General features: G+C 51.7%; 18 protein-coding genes and 1 pseudogene. 10 read left to right on the top strand and 9 right to left on the bottom strand.

Going from position 1 to position 22019, the window contains the following annotated elements; all coding sequences use genetic code 11:
- Positions 1-73: 73 nt before the first annotated feature.
- The 5 genes from ACH5Y9_RS06395 to pgaB all read right to left on the bottom strand — a co-directional run bounded on the left by ACH5Y9_RS06395 (position 74) and on the right by pgaB (position 4859).
- Positions 74-544: a peroxiredoxin gene (locus ACH5Y9_RS06395; RefSeq protein ID WP_445368969.1), complete on the bottom strand. Its 471-nt coding sequence runs from the start codon at positions 542-544 to the stop codon at positions 74-76.
- A gap of 4 nt (positions 545-548) precedes the next feature.
- Positions 549-1073: a glycine cleavage system protein R gene (locus ACH5Y9_RS06390; protein WP_020482067.1), complete on the bottom strand. Its 525-nt coding sequence runs from the start codon at positions 1071-1073 to the stop codon at positions 549-551.
- A 78-nt stretch (positions 1074-1151) separates the two neighbouring features.
- On the bottom strand, positions 1152-1589 hold the full coding sequence (pgaD, locus tag ACH5Y9_RS06385; protein ID WP_445368968.1) for a poly-beta-1,6-N-acetyl-D-glucosamine biosynthesis protein PgaD: 438 nt from the start codon (positions 1587-1589) through the stop codon (positions 1152-1154).
- A complete protein-coding gene (pgaC, locus tag ACH5Y9_RS06380) occupies positions 1586-2932 on the bottom strand; it encodes a poly-beta-1,6-N-acetyl-D-glucosamine synthase (RefSeq protein ID WP_445368967.1) in 1347 nt (448 codons plus the stop codon). The genes pgaD and pgaC overlap by 4 nt, the downstream gene beginning before the upstream one ends.
- Positions 2933-2939: 7 nt before the next feature.
- Positions 2940-4859, bottom strand: a complete 1920-nt coding sequence (gene pgaB, locus ACH5Y9_RS06375) for a poly-beta-1,6-N-acetyl-D-glucosamine N-deacetylase PgaB (protein ID WP_445368966.1) — start codon at positions 4857-4859, stop codon at positions 2940-2942.
- A 336-nt stretch (positions 4860-5195) separates the two neighbouring features.
- Between pgaB and ACH5Y9_RS06370 the strand changes: the two genes are divergently transcribed.
- The 6 genes and pseudogenes from ACH5Y9_RS06370 to ACH5Y9_RS06345 all read left to right on the top strand — a co-directional run bounded on the left by ACH5Y9_RS06370 (position 5196) and on the right by ACH5Y9_RS06345 (position 9790).
- On the top strand, positions 5196-6788 hold the full coding sequence (locus tag ACH5Y9_RS06370; RefSeq protein WP_445368965.1) for a SulP family inorganic anion transporter: 1593 nt from the start codon (positions 5196-5198) through the stop codon (positions 6786-6788).
- 127 nt (positions 6789-6915) lie between these two features.
- On the top strand, positions 6916-8199 hold the full coding sequence (locus ACH5Y9_RS06365; protein WP_445368964.1) for a DUF2130 domain-containing protein: 1284 nt from the start codon (positions 6916-6918) through the stop codon (positions 8197-8199).
- A gap of 132 nt (positions 8200-8331) precedes the next feature.
- On the top strand, positions 8332-8586 hold the full coding sequence (locus ACH5Y9_RS06360) for an AbrB/MazE/SpoVT family DNA-binding domain-containing protein (RefSeq protein ID WP_064041794.1): 255 nt from the start codon (positions 8332-8334) through the stop codon (positions 8584-8586).
- Positions 8580-8969, top strand: a complete 390-nt coding sequence (locus tag ACH5Y9_RS06355; protein WP_445368963.1) for a type II toxin-antitoxin system PemK/MazF family toxin — start codon at positions 8580-8582, stop codon at positions 8967-8969. Before ACH5Y9_RS06360 ends, ACH5Y9_RS06355 begins: the two co-directional genes overlap by 7 nt.
- A gap of 340 nt (positions 8970-9309) precedes the next feature.
- Positions 9310-9558: pseudogene (locus ACH5Y9_RS06350) on the top strand (type II toxin-antitoxin system ParD family antitoxin); the annotation flags it as partial.
- Positions 9494-9790, top strand: a complete 297-nt coding sequence (locus ACH5Y9_RS06345; protein ID WP_445368962.1) for a type II toxin-antitoxin system RelE/ParE family toxin — start codon at positions 9494-9496, stop codon at positions 9788-9790. The pseudogene ACH5Y9_RS06350 and the gene ACH5Y9_RS06345, both read left to right, overlap by 65 nt.
- A 147-nt stretch (positions 9791-9937) precedes the next feature.
- On the opposite strand, the gene ACH5Y9_RS06340 is transcribed toward ACH5Y9_RS06345, so the two are convergent.
- Both ACH5Y9_RS06340 and ACH5Y9_RS06335 read right to left on the bottom strand, forming a co-directional pair.
- Positions 9938-11215: a phosphoribosyltransferase-like protein gene (locus ACH5Y9_RS06340; RefSeq protein ID WP_445368961.1), complete on the bottom strand. Its 1278-nt coding sequence runs from the start codon at positions 11213-11215 to the stop codon at positions 9938-9940.
- Between the two features lie 12 nt (positions 11216-11227).
- Positions 11228-11605 (bottom strand): hypothetical protein, encoded by a 378-nt coding sequence (locus ACH5Y9_RS06335; RefSeq protein WP_064041797.1) that lies wholly within the window; start codon positions 11603-11605, stop codon positions 11228-11230.
- A gap of 467 nt (positions 11606-12072) precedes the next feature.
- Here ACH5Y9_RS06335 and ACH5Y9_RS06330 point away from each other — a divergent pair, with 467 nt between their 5' ends.
- Positions 12073-12606 carry an REP-associated tyrosine transposase gene (locus ACH5Y9_RS06330; RefSeq protein WP_445368960.1) on the top strand — a complete coding sequence of 178 codons (534 nt, stop codon included), beginning with the start codon at positions 12073-12075 and terminating at the stop codon, positions 12604-12606.
- A 302-nt stretch (positions 12607-12908) separates the two neighbouring features.
- On the top strand, positions 12909-14462 hold the full coding sequence (locus ACH5Y9_RS06325) for a phytoene desaturase family protein (RefSeq protein WP_445368959.1): 1554 nt from the start codon (positions 12909-12911) through the stop codon (positions 14460-14462).
- 13 nt (positions 14463-14475) lie between these two features.
- On the opposite strand, the gene ACH5Y9_RS06320 is transcribed toward ACH5Y9_RS06325, so the two are convergent.
- Complete coding sequence (locus ACH5Y9_RS06320) at positions 14476-15675, bottom strand: cation:proton antiporter (protein ID WP_205450401.1); 1200 nt, start codon at positions 15673-15675, stop codon at positions 14476-14478.
- 154 nt (positions 15676-15829) lie between these two features.
- Here ACH5Y9_RS06320 and ACH5Y9_RS06315 point away from each other — a divergent pair, with 154 nt between their 5' ends.
- Positions 15830-17110 (top strand): NAD(P)/FAD-dependent oxidoreductase, encoded by a 1281-nt coding sequence (locus ACH5Y9_RS06315; protein WP_445368958.1) that lies wholly within the window; start codon positions 15830-15832, stop codon positions 17108-17110.
- A gap of 173 nt (positions 17111-17283) precedes the next feature.
- A complete protein-coding gene (locus ACH5Y9_RS06310; RefSeq protein ID WP_445368957.1) occupies positions 17284-17613 on the top strand; it encodes a hypothetical protein in 330 nt (109 codons plus the stop codon).
- Between the two features lie 142 nt (positions 17614-17755).
- On the opposite strand, the gene ACH5Y9_RS06305 is transcribed toward ACH5Y9_RS06310, so the two are convergent.
- Entirely contained in the window at positions 17756-21907 is a 4152-nt protein-coding gene (locus ACH5Y9_RS06305) for a DEAD/DEAH box helicase (RefSeq protein ID WP_445368956.1), read from the bottom strand.
- Positions 21908-22019: the final 112 nt, after the last annotated feature.

Below are 22019 nucleotides of genomic sequence, written 5' to 3'. Positions count from 1 at the left end.
CTTAGACTGTCGTTTGCTTAGTCTGACGCTAAGTGAAGAGCATGATCAATAGGAATGGACTGGCACCGGTCTATTAAACGGCCGATTGCAAATAATCCAACACTTCGGCGATGTGGGTTTTAACTTGGACCTTGCGCCATTCCTTGACCAACACGCCGTCTTCGTCGATTACGAAAGTGCTGCGCTCTATGCCTCGCACTTGCTTGCCGTACATGCTTTTCATTTTGATGACATCAAATAAATTGCAAAGGCTCTCATCCTGGTCAGATAGCAAATCGAACGGAAACTCCTGTTTGCACTTAAAGCCTTCGTGCATTTTCACGCTGTCGCGCGATACACCGAGAATAAGGGCATTTAATTGCTTGAACTGTTCGATATTATCCCTAAAGCCTTGACCTTCCTGGGTACAGCCGGGGGTATTGTCCTTGGGATAAAAATATAAAACGACTTTTTTGCCGCGATAATCGCTCAGTTTGACGGTTTTTTCACCGGTAGCGGCAATTTCGAAATCGGGAACGGCGGAGCCGAGAGTGGCTAAAGTCATCAGATCACCTTTTGATGGGTTCAAGAATAGCGTCGATATTCAAGCTGTCGCAAAAATCCAGAAATTCTTCACGCAGCGATAAAATTCGTACTTCCGGCGGCACCAGCAATACATATTTTGTGGAAAACACCGGTGTGTTAAAAAATGCCGCTTGATGGCGGCTGGCCGTGACTTCTTCGATACAAATGCCTCTTTCCAACAAAAACGATGTGACCGCAAACAGCACGTCGTTCTTATCCATGGAAATGGTTTCCAGAGTATAAGGAACCCCCTCCAATACCGGCGGCATTTCATCCGGCCGTAAAAAACTCATCTGAATTTCGAAGCGAATTTTTATCGCTTCCAGCATGCCTTCCAGCTTGGCAATATGATTCCAATTGCCGGCAATCAGCACGTAAGCCGCAGTGATTTGAGTCAGATTGGACGTGCGCAGCTCCACCACGCTGCATTGACAGGCACTCAGCGCCGACAGGATTTCCGCGATAAAACCGTTGGACTTGTTGCCCAACACTGTGATTGCAAGTTGCATAAAATAAGTCCTTGATTACGCCTAGCGCAGTGTAACATCAACACTGCGAAAAGCAGAACCGCGACCAAGCAATCCCGACTACTGCGAATCTATATCGGTAATCACCGCGTGATTATCGAAGTGTACCGTTATTTTCTTGCTGGCTCGCGCCGCCGTTACCAGGGTCTCATCGACTTTAAACGCCACCGCCAATTGTTGGTCGGTCACCGGTGCGGTGCGCTTCGGGGCGACGCTGGAATGCAGCCAGGACAAATACAAAGTCCAAAACAACCAAATAGCGGCAATGATCACCACAATCTCGCCGTACAACTGCAATAATTCCAACAGCGTTTTATACCCGCCAAACCAACGAATCTCGTCGGACAAGCTTTTCAAACCCATCAGCCAGGCACCGAGCGTAAACAAGGGCCACAAAAAGTACAGCCAAAGTATCCAGCTTAATAGCGACATAAACGCCGAACCGCATTTTTGTTGGAAACTTTGCAAATGCGGTTGGTTGATGATGATGTCTTTCATTTTTGCCTCAGGCCTCTATCCAAGGTCACCCAAACCGCGCGCTGGCCGCGCTTTTTGCGTAACGCCTTGATGCAGCCGTTAATAGTGGTGCCAACGTTGATCAGCCAGTAGATAATCGGATACCAGATCATCCAGTAGTAATGCTGCGCGGAGCCGCCGCTCTTGCGTTCGTAACTGGAATCGATAGTCAAACTTACGGCAAACTGAATCAAACAGGTGACGCACAACAACATACTGGTCCAATGCGGCGACAAATCCTCCAAAGCCTCCTGAGGTTCACTGCTAAGCCACTCGAACGGCACCAGCGCCAGCATCGCCACCACCAAAAACGCCCAGGTCAAACTGATACAACATTCCAGATACAATAGCCACATGCCACGGGAACGCCAGCTAAACAGTGGCCGGAAATAGCGTAACAATACCTCGACCCCGCCCTGCGCCCAGCGACTGCGCTGTTTCCACAAGCCATTGAGCGTCTCCGGCATCAATACCCAACACAAGGCATTCGGCTCAAACCGTATCGCCCAGCCGGCCAGTTGTAATTTCCAACTAATATCGATGTCCTCGGTGACCATGTCCGGACTCCAATAGCCCACATCGTGCAAGGCGGTTTTCCGGAAACCGGCAATCACTCCGGAAATGGTAAATACATGCCCATAAGAACGCTGCGCACGTTTAATCATGCCGACGATGGCGGAAAACTCCCCAACCTGAATTTTGCCCAGCAAAGTGGAACGGTTGCGGATACGCGGATTACCGGTCACCGCGCCGACATGCGGATCTTCCAGAAAATGCCGAACGATCCAGGCCGTCGCATTCGGCGCCAGCAAGGCATCGCCGTCAATGCCGATCAAAATCTCGCTATTGGCCAACAAAGCCGCGGTGCGCAAACCCACCGCCTTGCCTTGATTGCTGGCTAAATTGACCACTCGAATTTGTGGGTGCTGGTCGGCCAGCTCGTGCAAAATTTCCAGCGTGTTGTCTTTGCTGCCGTCATTGATCGCAATAATTTCGTAGTTGGGATATTCCTGATGCAGCAGATATTCAATGGTCTCCCGGACATTCTCGCCCTCGTTATAGCAAGGGATCAGAATCGACACGGACGGATATTCGGGTAACTGCGGCAGATCGGACAACACATTGCCGCGATTCCGCTCCCAGCGCACGTAATAAATCATGCCGCCCAACATCCAAACGTAAGCCATCAGCAACGGATAATAAAACACAAAGCGCGACAGCCATTCGTTGAACTGCCACCATGGCACTTCCTGCAGATATTCCAGGGTGATCAACCACCAGTCGATAAATTGCTGCACCCAGGCTTGACCTAACAAGTTCTCCATTTATCGTTTAATCCTTTCTCGAAACCGGGAAGAATTTTTTCAGCTCGGCCAACTTTGGCTGATCGTTAAAAACATTATCCGGGTAATAACCAATATGCTTAGCGCCGTGTTTTTTCAATAACTCGAATTGCTCGGTAAACACCGGCATCGCAATATCCTGCTTGGTTTTCCAATTGACCGCCTGCAATTCGAACACCATCTTGTCCAGACCGCCCGGATATTGCGCGGTCTTTTCCACCAACTCTATCAACCACTGCTTGGGATTTTCCGCCTCTTCCATGAAAGGCATCGCTTCCACCGCCACATAATCATAGTGCTTTAAAAACGCCGGGAAAGACTGCGCATACCATTCTTCGCTATAAGGCTTTAGCAGCGGCAAGGAGTAAAAATTGCGGGCGGTTTTGATATAAGGCCGATAAAACCGGACCTTGTCGGTCAAATAATCGGTGAACTGGCCGATCAACTCGGTTTTGTGCTGCGCCCAGCGCAGGCGTAACTCGCTGGATGCGTGGATCTTGTCGAACTCGGCCGGCATGCCCCAGACGTTACGACTGAAGTCCATCGCCAACGGCGAGACGTCTTCAAAATCCGACAAAATCCCGTCGTCGTGAAACAGAATGCCGTTAAAGTCGCAATGTTTGGCCAGGTCTTCATAAATCTCGCCGACAAACTGCCGTGCTTCCGGGTTAAACGGCGACAACCGCGTGTAGATATGCCGGGATAGCTGCGGCTCGCCGTCGCGCCATTCTTTCACGTACCATTTCAGCGGCACATCGGCTTTATACGCCATGATCGGCATCCAGGCATACACACGCACACCGGCCCGCGTGCGCAATTGCAAGGTCACATGATTAAACATATCCCGGCGTACCGGCAAATGCCGATTCGGGAAATACAGCTTGTCGGCATTACCGTCGCCGTCCGGGTCAGAATAGGCTTGCAGATAAACGGTATTAGCGCCGCTGGCTTTAATTCGCTCCACCACCAAGGCCAAATTCTTCTCAGTCTGCTCTTCGTCATCGTCGTATATGTAATCCATATCCACGTGCGCGACCCGCAATTCCTGGCCAACCCGCTGGTTTTTGACGATTTCGCCGAACTGCTTGGCATTGACGTCGTCGGTGATCATCATCCGCTTCATCACGTACGCATCAGCCAGGGTATTGGCGCCGTCGTTCAGGCCCATGGTCAGACGCATGCCGGCCAATTTCGTTGCTTCCAGCGCGATGGCGTTATATTCGCCGTAAGGCCACACCATCACCCGCGGCCGCTTGCCCAATATCTGAAACAAACGCTCGGAGCTTTTATCCACTTCCTGGAAAATCCGTTTGCGATAGTCCTCGTCTTTCTCGTATTCGTCGTATTCGTTGCTGTACAAACGCGAAGTAACCGCGCTTTGTTGATTGCCTTGCGGATTGGCGACGATGCCGTGATGTAAATCATAGGTGTGCGACGCAATCTCGACCAGACCGCTGTCCGCCACTTCGCGAATCTGCGCCGGCGTCATCAACGGTTTAACACCGGGCACATTTTGCTGCTCCAACCAAGACCCGACTACCGCCAAGGTCGCAGGATATTTGTACTTTTTCAGCAAAGGCATGGCCCGGGTATAAAAACTCAGGTAGCCGTCGTCAAAGGTCAACATCACGGCTTTAGTCGGCAACACCTTGTCACCCTTCATGCAATCCAGTAAATCCTGGACGCTGATCACGTGATAGTTGTTCTGTTTCAACCAGGCAAAATGATCGGCCAAATGGTCTTTATTGACCGCTATCCGATCAAATGGCGGCACCCGCTCTTCTTCTTCGAGAATGTCGTGATAATTTAATACCAGAAAGCTGGAGTTACCCGAATCGGCGGCCAGCAAGGGCCCTGACAACAAACAGAAAAAGACAAAAATTACGCGAGCAACAATGTGCATATTCATTAATTTAAGCGGGAAAAGAAACTGGAAACAGCTGGTTCTCAGTGTTAAAAAAGACCAGAATTGGCCGGCGCATTTTACCCGAATCATCAGGCTAGGCCCGTTTTATTTGTGCCTGCGACGCACTGTCGCAGGCCTAGGCAAACGTTAAAACCAACCTGCGGGTGCGACCTTCAACACCCGCTTAGCCATACCCGTAACAAAAAGCCGGAACGGGCATCCGCCCACAAACTTCATAACGTTCGGAAAAAACTGGTTATGATTGAATAAAAACCTCATCCAATTCATTGCCCGTTTAACTGCGTGCGTATCGGGCCATGCGACCTACCCGGAGAATTCATGCAAAAACCCTCGCTAGCAAATCATTGGCGGCAAGACCTTACCGCCGGCTTTTTGGTATTCCTGATCGCCTTGCCCTTGTGCCTGGGTATCGCCGTCGCCTCCGGCTTTCCACCGATGGCCGGCATCATTTCCGCCATCGTCGGTGGGTTGCTGGTATCGCGCATCGGCGGCGCGCAACTCACTATTACCGGCCCGGCGGCCGGCTTGATCGTGGTGATACTAACCTCAGTGCAAACCCTCGGCGACGGCGATGCAATGGCCGGCTACCGCTACACCTTGGCGGCAATCGTCATTGCCGGCGCCTTGCAAAGCGTGCTGGGTTACTTCAAAGCCGGCCGCTTGGCGGCATTTTTTCCGGCTTCGGTGGTACACGGCATGCTGGCGGCGATTGGCATTATCATCATCAGCAAACAATTACCGGTGATGGCCGGCGTGCAAAGCCAAGGTGCCAGTATCCTGTCCGGCATCGTGGCTTTGCCGCACAGCCTGATTTACTTCATGCCGCAAATCGGCTTGATCGCGCTAGCCGGTATCGTGGTGCTGGTCGGCTGGCCGCAGATTCACCAGCCTTTGCTGCGCAAGATTCCGGCGCCGATTATCGTCATCGCCTCCGGCATCCTGCTGGGCCATCTATTCCAGCTCGACCAATTGCAGCCGGGCGAAGCGTTCATCGTTCCTAAAGATGTTTTGTTTGCATCGCACTTTCTGGTGACATTCCCGGACAGTCTGTTGGCCAGTTTTTACCTGCCGGATTTTGGCAAACTGAGCGCCTTGGCGTTTTGGGAAAGTGTGATTTCAATCTGCCTGGTGGGCAGCCTGGAAAGCCTGCTCAGCGCCGCCGCCGTCGACAAGCTCGACCCGGAAAAACGCTACTCCGACTTAAACAAGGAATTGCGCGCGGTAGGTATCGGCAACGTGGTGTCCGGCATGATCGGCGGTTTACCGATGATTGCGGAAATCGTCCGCAGCTCAGCCAACATAGACGCCGGCGGCCGTAGCAGCTGGGCTAATTTTTTTCACGGCGGCTTCGTCTTGCTATTTGTGGTGTTGTTTCCGGACTTGATCTCGACAATACCCTTAGCCTCTTTGGCCGCGCTGCTGGTTTATACCGGCTATCGCTTGGCTTCGCCGCAAGCCTTTGCCAAAAGCATGGACTTGGGCAAGGAGCAACTGGCTTTGTTCGTGATTACCATAAGCGCGATCCTGGCCAGCAATCTGTTAGTCGGCGTGCTGATCGGCATCGCCGCCAAATTGTTGCTGCACATCGGCCGCGGCGTACCCTTGGGCAACTTGCTGTCTATATCTTTTAAACTGCAAGCCAACGGACCAAACAGCTGGATTGTTAAAGTCAGCGGCGCAGCTTTGTTCTCCAATTTTCTGGCGCTAAAAAGCCAGGTAGCCAGCCTGGCCGACGGCCAAACCGTGATCTTCGATTTAAGCGCCGCCGACTTGATCGACCACACCGTGATGGAGTTTATCGCCCATTACCGGGAAGACTATATCGCTCGCGGCGGACGCTGCGAAATTCATGGGCTGGCCGACCTGGAATCCTTGGGCGACCATGCTTTAGCCGCTAGACAGCGTAGATAAATATCGGCTTGTGCCTATCCATCAAACGCAGTAAATCCTGACCCGGCACGGATGCTGGGGTCAAAATGCCAAGTGTGTCCGGCGCCAATACCTGCGTATTCCGAATCTCTATATAAAGCCCCTAAACATGACCGAAGCCACCATCACCTGCCCCAATTGCAGCACGCAAGTACCGTTGACCGAATCGCTGGCCGCGCCGCTAATTGCTGCCACCCGTAAACAGTTTGAGCAACAGCTACAACAAAAAGACCAAGCGATTGCCTTGCGCGAGCAGGGTATCAAAGATCAGGAAAAACAACTGGCCGAAGCCAAGCGCGGCCTGGACGATCAAGTCGCAGAGCAAGTTGCCAAGCAACTGCAAGCCGAGCGCCAGCGGGTCATTGAGGAAGAAACCCGTAAAGCCAAGCAAGCCGCTGCCGCCGAACTGGAACACAAGAACCGCGAATTAGCCGACTTGAACGAAGTGTTGAAAGTCCGCGACGCCAAACTGGCCGAAGCCCAACAAGCCCAAGCCGAGTTGATCAAAAAGCAGCGCGAACTGGATGACGCCAAACGCGAGCTGGAACTGACCATCGAAAAGCGCGTGCAAACCAATCTGGCTGAGGTGCGCAGCCAAGCTAAACGCGAAGCCGAGGAAGGCCTGAAACTGCGGGTGATGGAAAAGGACCAAACCATCGCCTCTATGCAGCAAAAAATCGAGGAACTGAAACAAAAAGCCGAACAAGGCTCGCAGCAACTGCAAGGCGAAGTCCAGGAACTGGAACTGGAAAACCTGTTGCGCGGCAAGTTTCCGTTCGACAGTATCGAACCGGTCGCCAAGGGCGAATTCGGCGGCGACGTGTTGCAACGGGTCAACGGCCCGAACGGCACCCCGGCCGGCAACATCTTGTGGGAATCCAAGCGCACCAAAAATTGGAGCGACGGCTGGCTGGTGAAACTGCGCGAAGACCAGCGCGCCGCCAAGGCCGAACTGGCGGTCATCGTCAGCCAGGCTTTGCCGAAGGACGTGGAAACCTTCGACGTCATCGACGGCGTTTGGGTCACAAGCCCCCGTGCCGCCCTGCCGGTCGCCACCATCCTGCGCCACACCCTGCTGGAAATCGGCCTGGCCCGCCTGGCCGCCGAAGGCCAGCACGGCAAGACAGAGATGGTCTACCAATACCTGACCGGCCCGCGCTTTAGGCAGCGGGTCGAAGCCATCGTCGAAGCCTTCTCCACCATGCAGGAAGACTTGGACAAAGAGCGCAAAGCCATCCTGAAACAATGGGCCAAACGCGAAGCGCAAATTGAGCGGGTGATGAACGCCACAGTCGGCATGTACGGCGACTTGCAAGGGATTGCCGGCAAATCGTTACAAGAAATCGAAGGCTTGGAGATGCGGGCGTTAGAGATGGATGGGGAATTGGAGTGACCTATCGACCAGCCGGTCGATCTGGTTTCCAAGCTCCGGATTGGGAACCCCAGAGGATTAGAGAAATTCACAAAATTGACCCGAATATATAACCATGTTTATACTCACGTTTAAACATTCCAGAGAAACATCATGACCGAAGCCATACTCGACATCAAACAATGGGGTAATAACCTGGGCGTGCGCCTACCGGCGGCCATTGCCAAAGCAGCCCATTTGCACAACCATCAACGAGTACGGGTATCCGTTGAAGATGACAAGGTGATTATCACCCCGTTAGCCGACGAAGCTTTAACGTTGGAACAACGTTTGGCCCGTTTCGATCCCGAGCGGCACGGCGGCGAAGCCATGGCAACCGCAGAAGCAATCGGTGCCGAACGTTGGTAAGCCACAAGCAAACAGCGGCCTGGATACCAGAAAGGCAAGACATCATCTGGATCGATTGCAATCCGCAAGTCGGCCAGGAAATGCGCGACATCCATCCGTTTTTGGTGCTCTCCCCACGTATCTTCAACGAAAAAACCTCGCTGGTGATAGGCCTGCCGATGACCACCGCCGCCTACAACGCCGACAATCCGTTTGCCGTAGCGGTCGGTAAAGCCGGCGGCCGCAAAGCCGAGCAAACCAGCTATGTGCTCTGCCACCAACCCAAATCCTTCGACTGGCGTTTACGCAAAGCCAAACCTCATCCGCTCAAGGTCTTGCCGAGCGATTTGTTCACTCAGGTTTGCGAGCGGTTGAATCAGATTATTCAAATCGGTGCGGGCTGATTTAGCGATGAGCCTTGTCGATCCGGGCTAGGGCTCTGGTTCCCAAGCTCCGGCTTGGGAACCCCGGCCTTGGAAGCTCCTGCTTCAAGTCTGGATGTGGATAGGAAGCTAGAGCTTCCGAGATAGAGTGTTTCCAAGCTGGAGCTTGGAAACAAGAGAAGCTCCAAATTGGGCATCCCCGCCTTGGCAGCTAAGATTTCCAGTTTTATGCCAGTGGCCTGAACATTTTGCCGCATCGGGCAGAATGTATTAGCATCTAATACCAACAATATGGAGCTAAGCGATGCCAAGAAACACATCCGTCATATTAGGCGAACATTTAGATTAGTATGTTCGAGAAAAGATACGGCAAGGTCGTTTTCTGTCGGTCAGCGAAGTCGTGCGCGCCGGTCTGCGGCGACTGGAAGAAGACGACCAAAAGCTCGAAGCCATACGGGCCAAGTTGCAAGCAGGGGAAGACAGCCCGGTTATCGAAGCATTCGACGGCGAGCAATTTATGCAAGCGATGCATAAAAATACGGCCAATGAAGCCGCAATATCGTCTTCGGCAACGGGCTGCGGACGATTTGGAACAAATCTGGGCTTATAGCCACCGCCAATCGGGTGCCGAACAAGCCGACCATTACTTGCGCAACCTCTTTGACCGCTTTACTTGGCTGGCCGAGCATCCGCAATTAGGTAAGCCGCGCGACGACATCAAGCTCGGCTATTTCTGCTTCCCGGAAGGACGGCATCTAATCTTTTATCTGAACAGCGAAACGGGTATCGATGTAATCGGGATTTTGCATTGGAGCATGGATGTTGTGAATCACTTGGCTTGAAGGGTTAGATCTGGCCTCGGAAGCCCAAGCTTCCAGTCCGGATGTGGATAGTAAACTAGAGCTTACGAGATAGCATTCCCCCAAACTGAAGCTTGGGGGCTAGTGAAACAAGCGGGACCAGCCGGATCGATGCGGGCTATCTAATATTTACGATATTTTTTTAAATAAAGGTTCCCAATATATTTTTTTGTTATGGCCATTCACGTTTAGAAAGACTTCTCCTCTAGCCCAAAATATTGGCAAAGTTGCTTTTGGGACTGAGTGAGTGAAAGCAAATGCTAGGCCTATGCCGTCCTTTCCAAGTGAACAAAGTTCAATCCGCGCTGTTGGCCATTTGTTTTGGTCAAAGTCGTTGCCAAATTTTTGAGAAATATATAAGCGCCATAGTTGTTTTCCAATGTCTTTACATAACTCTTGAGCTTTTTGTTTTTGCTCTGGTTTCCAGTTGTGTAATTCTTGAAAAATATAAGGATCGATTTCAGGCGTATTGTTAGATACATTGAAATTAATGTAGCCTTCCTCTATTTTAATATTGGTGAGGTTATTGGCGCTTAAATAACTCATTACATTCCTTAAGCCAAGGTCGCAAACGGCGGCAAAATGTAATGTAATTTGCTTTGAGTTTATGTTTTCTATGTTTTTGAGTGGCGGTACTTTTGGGGGGACTTTTTTGTTTTGTAATGACTCCAATATGCTGCATGTTTCAGTGCCGGAAAATAGACCATCTTCAACAATGAATATTGGTTGTGATGCTATGTTGTCATCGATTGCTTCATGAGCTTTTCTTAGGGAATTGTCGTCAATCTTACTTAATAATGTGCTAATAAATGCCCCGCTTTTTCCTAGGCTTTTATCTTCGTGAAAAGCAAGTATGCGATTATTTTTTCCTAGTTTTTCTTGAAAAAAACTAAATATTTCATTTGTTTCTGGAATAATGAATAAGCCAATTAAGTTTTTTCCAATTTGGTAAGCATTTAAGATCTTGAATTGATCCAGCCAATGCTCAACTTGCTCTTCATTTATAGTGTCGTAATTATATCTTTTTAGAACGGATGTGGCTCTGGAGAGCCAATCAAGGCGGGACGCTTTTAATTTTTTGTTTAAGGAGTCCGATTTTCGTAGGTTTTTTGTTGAAACCAAGGGGCTAATTGAATACTTGCCTTTTTTATCGAGTAAGGCTGTGTTGATGAAAACGTCATCAGGCACCCATAAATCAAAGGTTGTTTTTGAATGTTGGAGAGGAAATAATCTTTTGATTTCAGTATCGATGAAATCATAAGTTGCAGCTTTTTTTATTCCTCTTGGGAGTTCAATTAATGCCAATTGATTTGATTTTTGCCAGTTGAATCCAGCGTATTCATCTAGCTTTTTGCATAATCCATCTTTTGCGCCAGCAGAAACAATAATGATAACTATCTGGTTCATTCATGATTCTTTCTATCGAATTTTTGATAAAACCTTGGTTATTATGTTTATTGGCAATTGAATCTGATCTATTTGTTCGTCGGAAAGATAATCAATGGAATGTTTTAGGATTTCTCTTGATGAGATTTCAAGGAGGGGGGCGGGTAGTGTGTTTTCATGGTTAAAAGAAATCTTGTACTGAATATCTTTTCCCTTCTTAGCGTGAAATGTGATTTCTTTTTCAAAGTGGGTCTGAATTAGATTCTTTAGCCCACCAAACAATGACTTTAAATTTTTGTCTTCTGGTAAGTGCTTATTTATTATAGGCGCAAGCGTTGAGCCAAGCTCTAGTTTTTCTGTTGGATATTCGGCCTTTAGAGCTTCTCTTAAAGCAGCAATTGTATTTTGCATATATTTTGATTGTAAGCCTCTGTTTAAAAAACAGAGGCTTGTAAATTTAATTATTTAAAAGCCTAAGTTTCGGCTTTAATATAAATTTTTTATTCCATTCAATTTGAACCTCATTTCCTTCTCGGAGCAACGGAAGTGACCAGGCTAGCGGATCCGTTTCTGATTGATCTATTTTTTATACTAACTTATGTCGGTTTTTTCCGACTCAGTATCGATAATACCTTTATAGATTTGCCTGAATGCATCTCAAATGACACATAAAACAAATATGTTTTATGGAGCTATAGCATCATTTTTTAAACAATGCTCATACCATCGCCACTCTAGAGGTACACAACCACACGTACATTACTATACAAAAAACGCTCTTCTGTCGCAAATCAAAGTTTGTAGCAAAAAGAAGTGAACTACAAGAATGCTTCGGTAAGATTTCAACCAGCCCCGCTCCATACAACTTTCCATAAACTATGACCCGCAGCCGCTACCAATTCCAGCAAAACCCCAGCCCGCACTTTCTGACCGCGACGATCAACCATTGGCTGCCTCTGTTTACCCGTCCGGCGACGGTGAATATCGTCCTGGATTCCTGGCGGTTTTTGCAGCGCGACAGCGGGTTTCAGCTGTACGGTTACGTGATTCTGGAAAATCATTTGCATCTGATCGCCGCGCCGGCGGATTTGAGCCGGGACATGCAACGGTTTAAGGCTTATACCGCCAAGCAAATCATTGGTCATTTGCAACAAAGTGGTTCGGCGCGGGTGCTGGAGTTATTGGCGTTGTTGAAGCGGCCGCATAAGACGGAGAGTGAGTACCAGGTTTGGGAGGAAGGTAGCCATCCGCAGCTGATCGAATCCGAGGCAGCGATGCGGCAGAAGCTGAATTATATCCACCTTAATCCGGTCAAGCGCGGTTATGTGGATTTGCCTGAGCATTGGCGTTATTCCAGTGCACGGAATTATGCGGGAATGACGGGCTTGATCGAGGTGGTTAAAGACTGGTGAGGATTTGGGAAGCTGGAGCTTCCGAGGTGTGGGTTCCCAAGCTGGAGCTTGGGAACCAGAGTAAAGCCGGTTTTGGGACGCTTTATAAACACCCTCAGCCTGAGGATCGGATTACATTCAGCAGTTTAAAGCAACAAAACTACAGTATTCGAGCCATGAGTAGCACGCTCTGGAGACCAGCCAGTGTCAGTGGTCGAGAGCTTCTGCGCGATGGCGCAACGGCTGAGGTAAAACCAAGCACTTGTGTTCCATTTGGTTTATTCCTAAGCTAGCCGGCTATTTATCTGCATAGAAGACAGCCAATGCGCGGCATACACACGGAATCGAAAAAAGAAGTTTACGACGTCGTCGTCATAGGCGCGGGCATCGGCGGGCTGAGTACCGGCGCATTGCTGGCGAAATCCGGTAAATCGGTGTTGCTGGTGGAAAGACATGACAGGCCGGGCGGCTACGCGCATGGCTTCAAGCGCCGCCACTTTCATTTCGATGCCGGCGTGCATCTGGTCAGCGGTTGCAACCGGGACGGCTATAGCAACGGCAGCACCATCAATAAAATCTGCCGCGCGGTGGGCATTGATCCCGAGCCGCTTTTCATTCCTGTTCCAGCTTATGCGCGCGCGGTGTTTCCGGATTTTGAAATTCCTTTGCGGACCGGGGAGGCCGCTTTTGTAGAAGGCTTGACCGAACATTTTCCGCAGGAAAAAGATCGTTTGCTGGCTCTAATCCGGCTATGCAAAGTCCTTGCGGAAGAAGCCATGCTGGCCGAGGAAGTGTTGGCCCAAAGTAAGGTAACGCGGGCTTCGCCGATGCAAACGCTGGGCAATTTGTTCCGCTATCGCCGCACCACGTTGGCCGAAGCGCTGGACGAGTTTTTGGTGGATGCCCGCCTGAAAAGCGCTTGCGCGATGCTCTGGCCTTACTTGGGTTTGCCGCCGTCGCAGCTGTCTTTTCTGTATTGGGCTTCGATGATGGCCGGTTACACCTACGAAGGCGGCTATTATTGTCGCGGCAGCTTCCAGGTTTACGCCAATCAACTAGCCGCCGCCATTGAAAATCAAGGCGGCGAAGTTTTGCTGAATGCCAGCGTGCGGCGGATTTGCGTCGAAGCCGGTAAAGCTTGCGGCATTGTTTTGGAAAACGGCCAGGTAATCCGGGCCGAAACGGTGGTTTCCAATATCGACATCCAGCAAACCGCCGACTTGCTGATCGGCCCGGAGCACTTGCCAAACGGCTATTGCGAAGGCTTGGCAAAGCTTTCGCCGTCCTTGTCGATCTTCGCCTGCTATATCGCCACCGACCTGCCGATCTCTGAGCAAGATCATGCCCATGAGGGCTTTTTCTTTGAAACGTTCGACCACGAAGCCAGCTATGCCTGCAGCCAATCCGGCCGGAGCAATTGGTTTTCCGCAACCCTGCCCTCCTTCGCGGACTCCTCCTTGGCGCCGCCCGGACAAAGCATCATGATGCTGACCACCTTGTGTCCATTTGACGTGGGCGAATCCTGGCGCATTGCCAAAAGCGGCTTTCAGCAGCGCTTGCTGGAAAAAGCTGAACGGCATTTTCCCGGCCTGAACGACCATTTGTTGGTTGTGGAGTCCGGCTCGCCGCGCACCCTGGAGCGCTACACCCTGAACCGCCACGGCGCCGCCTATGGTTTTGCGCCCACCCCGGATCAGATTGGCCCGAACCGGCCAAGTGTAGTCGGCGCCCTGCCCGGCTTGTTCCACACCGGCCATTGGACCCGGCCAGGTGGTGGGGTAGCCGGGGTCAGCGTCTCCGCCTTACTCGCCGCGCAGGCGGTACTGGGTATCGCTAAGCAAGCAGATTTTTGGAAAACCTTAAGGATTGACGACTAAGGGCTTAAGGCATTTATTCTGCACGGGAAATAAGCGCCTGCATCTTCGCCAGTTTCGGCGATACCACCGGCACCGTCAGCATCGTACTGAGGACGGCCATTAGCAACAGCGCGGTAAAAGTTTCACTGCTAATGATTTGTTTATCCAGCAACACATTGGCAAAAATAATCATGATCAAGGCTTTGGTTTGCAGCAACCACCCAATCAAAGACGCCTCGCCGCGCTGCCATTTCAGGATTTTTCCAGCCAGATGAATACCCAGCAATTTGCCGAACACTGACACCAATAGCAATAAGCCGGCAACCACCAACACCGCAGCCCCACCCATCGCCCAATTGGTTTTCAAGCCGGCACTAATAAAATACACCGGCATCACGGTCAGCAATAAATGGTGACGCAACAAGTCCATCTGCGCTTGATTGAACCAATGGCCATCCAAGATGGCGCCGGCCAAAAACGCCCCCACCATGAAATGCAGTCCGGCCCAGTCGGCGGCAAAGCCTGTCGCCGCCAAGGCGATGATGCCGACATACCAGCGGTCACGCTCAGGGAGCCAGGCCATCAGTTTGCGAATCCCGTAAGCGCTGATCGCAAAACCTAACAAAAACGCACCCTGCCGGCCTACCCGGTCCCAATCCAACAGAATCAAAGCCAGCACAGCCCAAATTGCAATATCGTCCATGCTGGCGTAACGCAAGATACGCTGGCCGATGGGCTGCCGCAGCACTGCCAATTTTTCCATCAGCAAAATCAAGATCGGCAACGCCGTTACCGCGCAAGACATGCCCATCCCCAGTACGAATTGCCAAGGCATGGCCTTGGCACCCATCCAACCCGGAAATAGCAGCATCCCCAACGCCGCAACACAACCCAAACCCAAGGGCACACCCAAGGCTAAACCAGCCGTAATACTGGTTTCCAGACGGTGTTGCCAGGCTTGGCGCAAATCCAACTCAATGCCGGCCACCCAGACAAACAGCATCACCGACCACCAGGCGATGCCGTTCAGTGCCTGTATGACCTGGGTATTGAAAACAAAAGCATAGTAATCGGGAAATGCGCTGCCCAAGATACCCGGCCCCAACAAAATCCCGGTTATGATTTGCACTACCACCAAGGGCGCGAAGTAATCGGTCCGGCCGATTCGCCAAATGAGGTACGGCAAGCTGTAGATAATGGTTAGGGCGATCAGAAATATTTCAGTCGTGTTCATAGTGCCAATCGTTTGGAGTCAGTCGCGTAAGGCGGGTATTATGGCAAATTTACCGCCGATGAACCGATGCAAGCCATTGCTTAGTACAGTGGCTTCAACAAAATTAAATCCACCCCGCCCTTAGTCCCGATTTTTCTTACACAGGCAAAACAGCATGTCACAATCTGAACGTTTCGATGCCGCCGTCATCGGCGGCGGTCCCGCCGGTACCAGCGCGGCGATCATCTTGGCCAAAGCGGGCAAGCACGTGGTGCTGTTCGAGCGCTCATGCTTTCCACGCTTTCAAATCGGCGAATCCTTGTTGCCGGCTTGCTGGGAGCTTTGGCGGCGGCTGGGCGTGACGGAAAAAATCGAAGCCGAAGGTTTTACCGTCAAGCAAGGCGCAAACTTCGGCATGTTCAATCAAAAACCCGATGTATTGCTGCTGACAGCGGAATATCCTGGGTATTTCGAACGACCGTATACCTACCACGTGGAGCGCGCCCGCTTCGATGAAATTTTGCTGGAGCATGCCGCCGAATGCGGCGTTGATGTGCGGCGGGAGTGGGCGGTAGCCGACGTATTATTCGACGGCAAACAAGCGATTGGCGTGAGCGCCGGCCCGAATGATTCTGACCCCGCGCCCATTCATGCTTCAGTCGTCATCGACGCTTCAGGGCGTGAGTCCCTGATCGCCCGCAAGTTAAACTGGCGACGCCCCTTACCGGAACTGAATAAAATCGCCCATTTTGCCCATTTCAAAGGCGGCTTTCGCCGCGACCCGCACGGTTTTATCAATTTTGGAGACGTGATAGACGGTTCGGTCACCACCGACATTCATACCATTGATGGCGGCTGGATTTGGTACATTCCGTTACGTGACGACATCGTCAGCGTCGGTGCGGTGTTGGATACCCGCTTTGCGAAAAACTTGGGCGATTCGCCGCAACAGCGCTTTGAGGCCGCCATTCAAAGCTGCGAGTGCGTGCAAGAGTGGCTGGTAGACGCGGAGCAAGCCATGGACATCAAAACCATTTCATCCATTGGCTATATGAACGAACGTTTTCACGGCGACGGCTTTATGCTGGTGGGCGATGCGTCGATGTTTGTCGATCCGGTATTTTCCGCCGGGGTGACGCTGGCGATGCGTAGCGGGGTTTACGCGGCCGACGCGGCGCTGGAGGGTTTTGCCAACGGCGACGATTTCAGTGCCGCGCGTTTCAGTCATTACGAAGCCCGCATCCGCGAACCGATGGGGCGGATCTTTCAAATGATCTACAACTGGTACCGAATTCTGGAACAAAAAGACGCCAACAATATCATCCTGCGTTCCCGGCAAAGCCCCATGCTGCGCGAACGCTTTATTGTCTTGCTGTCCGGTGGTTATGACATGGTCAGCATGAAACAAATTCTGGAGGCCGGTCAGGAACCGAGTTCTACGTATTTGATTTCTTGAACTTGATTGGCGTTTAAGTCAGCCAATGATTAAACGCTGAAATATCCAAAGCTTACTAAGCTCCGGACGGCTAGCCGCGTAACGTTAAGGCGATCTTAATATTGCCGGCTAAAATGACTTCGCCAACGGTTTTAAAATGTTGGCAACCTAATAACGACACTACCGAGGCACACATGAACAACATCAACACATTTTTACTATCGGGCGCGTTGCTGGCATTTTTTGGCTTGACGCAACCCTGCTTCGCCGGCATCGAAACCCCGCGCATCGACCAGCGCCAGGAAAATCAGGAAAGACGCATTGAGCAGGGCGAGGCTTCCGGCGCCTTGACCGACCGCGAAGCCAACCGTTTGGAACACCAACAAATGCGCATAGAACACCAAGAAGCCGCAGCGAAAGCTGATGGCGTGGTCACTGCCGGCGAACGAGCCCGATTGACCCATCAACAAAACAAAGCCAGCCGCAATATCGCTCGTAAAAAGCATAATTTAAGACGGGATTAACCTAGCGCAATTCAGCCCGGTTTGGCGTTCCCGCGAATGCGGGAGCGCAGTAAAATCAAAAACCAGGAACCCCGCATCTCGGGTGCACTTTAAAATGGACCTACAGTAAAAACCACACCTAGTGGCCGGATTCGTCGCCTGTTTAAGCTTCGCCTTTCATCAAATTCAGCAGTTCATCAGCCGACACTTTGCCGCTAATATCCGCGCCATCCAGCAAGCTGTCGGCCAAATCGCGTTTATGGCTGTGCAGTGCGACGATTTTTTCTTCTATGGTATTTTTTGCAATCATCCTATAGATCGTCACCGGCCGCTGTTGGCCCATGCGGTGCGCGCGGTCTGAGGCTTGGTCTTCCACCGCCGGATTCCACCAAGGGTCCATATGAATCACATAGTCGGCGGCGGTTAAATTTAACCCCACGCCGCCGGCCTTCAAGCTGATCAGGAACAATTCGCCGTCGCCGCGCTGAAAGGCGTCTACCCGTTGCTGGCGCTCTTTGGCCGGCGTACTGCCGTCCAGATATTGATAACGAATGCCGCGCTGTTCAATGTAGTTTTTAATCAATTGCAAATGGTCGACAAACTGGCTGAACACCAGAGCCTTGTGCTTGTTATCCAGCAATTCGTCGACGATGTCACCGAACGCCGCCAGCTTGCTGCTGGGCAAAGCCACCGCGGCGTTGGCCAACAAGGTATTGCAGCAACTACGGCGCAATTTGCTGATGGCCGCCAGAATCTGTAATTGTTTTTGCCCGGCCGGTGCATCGGCGCTAGTCAATGCCGCCAGACTATCCCGGCGCAAGGCTTCGTAGAAGGCCATTTCCTCGTTACTCAGCTCGACATAGATCGGGATTTCGGTACGCGGCGGCAACTCCTGCAATACCTGGGTTTTGGTGCGGCGCAGAATAAAAGGCTGGATCAATTTCTTCAGTTGGAAACGGGCCTCGGCACTGCGGTCGCGTTCGATAGGGCCGGCGAAGCGTTGATTGAACTGCTCCAAAGATCCCAATAAACCGGGATTGATAAACCTGAACAAATTCCACAGCTCGCCCAGATGGTTTTCTAAGGGCGTGCCGGTCATGATCAATTTAAACTCGGCTTGCAGATTCATCGCCCCCTGCGAGCGGCGGGTGGCGATATTTTTAATCCATTGCGCTTCGTCGAGAATCACAGTCTGGAACTGGATTTTCGCCAGCATCTCGGCGACTTGTTCCTGTTGCAGCAAGCCGTAACTGCAAATTAGTAAATCATACGGCCCCAGATTATCCAGCAAGCGCTGCCGATCACCGCTACCGAGAATTTGCGGATGCAGTGTCGGCGCAAAGCGGCTGGCTTCGTTTTCCCAATTCATGCACACTGAGGTCGGCGCGACGATCAAACTGGGACCATTCGGCGCACGGTCCACCAATAAAGCCAAACCTTGCACCGTCTTACCCAAGCCCATATCATCCGCCAGACACGCGCCGACACCCCAGCGAGCCAGGCGCGCCAACCAGCGATAACCGTCCATTTGATAGTCGCGCAATTCGGCTTGAAAAGTAGACGGTACTTTAGGCTGATAGTCTCGCGAATCCTTCAGACGCTGCATGTGCGCTTGCCAATGTTTATCGGCTTTGAAGCCGGCCTCGTCCTGCCAGTCTTCCAGCGTCAGGGCAGCCAACGGATTGATCCGGACTTTCTTGCCGTGCAGATCCGCGTAGGCGCGTAAATCGTCGAGGCGGCGGCGAAACTCTTCGGTCAAAGCAATGAATTGACCGTCCTGCAATTTCAAGAAGCGGCCTTCACGGTTGTTCAATAAACCCAGCAATTGCTGAATTTCGATAACGGTATCTTCATTGACCTGCAACTCGCCCTGCAGGGCAAACCAATCGTTGTCGCGCTTGATTTGCATGCTAAAGCCGCTGCCGTTGGTTTGCCCCAACAACCGAAATCGGACGCCTTCCGGCCATTCCAATACGGCTTGTTCGGCGGGCAACGCCTGTAATTGCAACAGCAGCTCCAGACATTGCTCCGGCTGATCCAGCAAATAATCACCGGCGCCGTCGCGTTCCGCCTGCTCCAACACATCGCAAGCCTGCAAAACGGCTTGCGCGCGCTGTTTTTCCAAAGCCAGATCGCGTTTGGTCTGGCAATGGCGGCCGTCGATTTCGGCCAACACACTTTCGCCGCCATGCCCAGGTTGATAATAGGCGCCGCCGCTGGCGAACGGCCGGATCAGCATCGCCACGCGCAGACCTTCGCCCCAGGGTAATAAATGCACGCGCGGGGTGGCGTCGGCCTGGACTTGCTCGGCGCTGCTGGAACTGCCGCCTATATCCGAATGTACGGTCAACAAGCCGGAAATACTGGTCAGAGTTTGCAAGACCCGGTCTTGCGCGGAGACCGGCACCTCCAGGCCCTTGGCGCCCAATACCGCAAGGATTTTATGATGGTCGGCGGTGAACTCCAGCACGCGCATGCGCGTGGGTGTTTCCTTGGCGACATAGAATTTTTGTTCGTGTCCGGGCACGGGTTCCAGGCTGATTTTGATTTTGTCGCTGCCTGCCAGTTTTTTCACCCGCAGTTCGGCTTCGCCCTTGACCACATCCACCCGCACTTCTGGCGCATCGGCCCAAAACAACAGCGGGTGTCCCAGCAAGGCCTGCGGCATGCTATTGTCGAACTCAAAATAAGTGCCGCTGCCGTACCAGCCGCTATCGCGGTATTCCTTGATATGCGCGCACAGCTTAATATCCTGTTCGGTTAAATAGTCAAACTTGTTGGTTTCGTGCGCCAACCGTTTTAAGGCAATCGCCCTGCCCTTACTCCAGCCGCCTTTGGCTTGTTGTTTTTGTTCGCGCGGCTCGATGTCCAGATGATGGCTAATGTCATCGTAACTCAACAACCAGACCAAGCGCGTTGGCTTGTCGATAAGCGCGGCGGTATCGGCTTTTTTTTCGGCCTTGGGCAAATTTAATAAGGCATCCAGTGCCAAGTCCCAATCCGGGCGGCTGGCAAATAAATCCGCCAACGCCGGCCTGGCATCGAAAAAGCTGCCATCCCATTGCAGGGAACGCGGCGGCTCTATATGGGTAAAGATCTTGGCTAATTCGGCGGCCGGCCAACGATAACCGTTGTCCAGCAGATGCCGGTACAGCTTTTGACTCAGTGGCGTGACATGATTGAATTGATCGGCTTTAACCCAAAATTTGATCAGGGTTAAAAACACATGCAGCAGTAATGGCGGGGTAAGCAAGGTATCCGGGTAGCCGCTTTCCCGATAGCCGCTACTGATTTTATAGGTCAAATCGGTGTTTAACAGTTGCTCCCGCAATGACAAATCGCCTTGTAAAAAACGCTGAAACAAGGCCAACTGATGATAAATGCCCAACCAATAATTGTCGGCTTTGATCGCTTGATTGATCAGTGTGCTGAGTTTGGCGCGTTGTTTGGCGTCATTATTTTTCAGGATGGCCAGGGGGTAAAACACCCCTGCCAAACCGTAAAAATAAGCAGTGCGTTGTCCGGAAATCTTGCGTAGCTGTGCCAAAGCGCCCTCAAAACGGTTGACCGCTGCCGCGTAATCGCCGCGCAGAAAAATCAATGTCGCCGCAAGCGCTTGCAGCTCAGGATCATTTTGATCTGCGACCCGTTGCTCGACTGCATCCCAGTCACCCCGCAGCAAGCGTAACTCCAAGGCGACGCGGTTCAACAATTCTTGCTGCACACCCTGGCTAACGAACAACAACTGCTCTAAAAAACCATCCAGTTTTTCGTCGGCATACAGATACAGCAGTTGATGTAAGCCCGAAAACCCGGCCAGCCCCAGCAATAATTGCGGATGATGCGTAGTAAACCAAGCGACATCCAACGGGTTTAAAAACCAGGACAGATAAAGTTCGTTAACCGGCGGCAGTTTGCCCAAGTAGTGGGCGCCGGATTCCAGGCACTCGTCAACTTTGGCGTAATCGCCGCGATAAAACTGGATCCGCGCTTCGCGAATGCAGTCGTCCACGGTACTGTAACGATAGTAGCCATGGCCGGGCGGATTGTTCATTTGTACGGCGCCGGCAAACAAATCAAACTCTTTGTCTTCGACCGCTTGGCGGGTCAACACTTCCGCTAGGGTTCGGCAGCACCGGGTACCGCCGGATTTGAGGTTTTCTTCCAGCAAGCCGGCTTTGATCAGCGGCTTTAACCGGGCTTTGACAGCTTCCGACTTAAGCGTTTTCTCACCCTCCCTGATACCCAAACTGCCCAGGCATTTCGCCAAATTGATCAGCGAACTATAGCCGTAATAAACCGCCAGCAACTTCATAATAACCTGTTGCTCTGGGGTTAATGTTCGAAAAGTTTTAAGGCGTTCGACTAAACGAGAAGATTGCATGATTCCGGCAAAACGGCAAAAGAGGGGATGTTACCAGCTTGGC

Source organism: Methylomonas sp. BW4-1 (genome assembly GCF_052474385.1).
Note: the sequence above shows the minus strand (reverse complement) of the source record. Positions and strands in the feature narration are given on the sequence as shown.

Coding starts and splice junctions, on each gene's coding strand:
- ACH5Y9_RS06345 (WP_445368962.1), top strand. CDS start 9,494: ATGAAGCCGCAATATCGTCTTCGGCAACGGGCTGCGGACGATTTGGAA.
- ACH5Y9_RS06325 (WP_445368959.1), top strand. CDS start 12,909: ATGCGCGGCATACACACGGAATCGAAAAAAGAAGTTTACGACGTCGTC.
- ACH5Y9_RS06335 (WP_064041797.1), bottom strand. CDS start 11,605: ATGCAAAATACAATTGCTGCTTTAAGAGAAGCTCTAAAGGCCGAATAT.
- ACH5Y9_RS06370 (WP_445368965.1), top strand. CDS start 5,196: ATGCAAAAACCCTCGCTAGCAAATCATTGGCGGCAAGACCTTACCGCC.
- ACH5Y9_RS06330 (WP_445368960.1), top strand. CDS start 12,073: ATGACCCGCAGCCGCTACCAATTCCAGCAAAACCCCAGCCCGCACTTT.
- ACH5Y9_RS06365 (WP_445368964.1), top strand. CDS start 6,916: ATGACCGAAGCCACCATCACCTGCCCCAATTGCAGCACGCAAGTACCG.
- ACH5Y9_RS06320 (WP_205450401.1), bottom strand. CDS start 15,675: ATGAACACGACTGAAATATTTCTGATCGCCCTAACCATTATCTACAGC.
- pgaB (WP_445368966.1), bottom strand. CDS start 4,859: ATGAATATGCACATTGTTGCTCGCGTAATTTTTGTCTTTTTCTGTTTG.
- ACH5Y9_RS06390 (WP_020482067.1), bottom strand. CDS start 1,073: ATGCAACTTGCAATCACAGTGTTGGGCAACAAGTCCAACGGTTTTATC.
- ACH5Y9_RS06305 (WP_445368956.1), bottom strand. CDS start 21,907: ATGAAGTTGCTGGCGGTTTATTACGGCTATAGTTCGCTGATCAATTTG.
- ACH5Y9_RS06360 (WP_064041794.1), top strand. CDS start 8,332: ATGACCGAAGCCATACTCGACATCAAACAATGGGGTAATAACCTGGGC.
- ACH5Y9_RS06310 (WP_445368957.1), top strand. CDS start 17,284: ATGAACAACATCAACACATTTTTACTATCGGGCGCGTTGCTGGCATTT.
- ACH5Y9_RS06395 (WP_445368969.1), bottom strand. CDS start 544: ATGACTTTAGCCACTCTCGGCTCCGCCGTTCCCGATTTCGAAATTGCC.
- pgaD (WP_445368968.1), bottom strand. CDS start 1,589: ATGAAAGACATCATCATCAACCAACCGCATTTGCAAAGTTTCCAACAA.
- ACH5Y9_RS06340 (WP_445368961.1), bottom strand. CDS start 11,215: ATGAACCAGATAGTTATCATTATTGTTTCTGCTGGCGCAAAAGATGGA.
- pgaC (WP_445368967.1), bottom strand. CDS start 2,932: ATGGAGAACTTGTTAGGTCAAGCCTGGGTGCAGCAATTTATCGACTGG.
- ACH5Y9_RS06315 (WP_445368958.1), top strand. CDS start 15,830: ATGTCACAATCTGAACGTTTCGATGCCGCCGTCATCGGCGGCGGTCCC.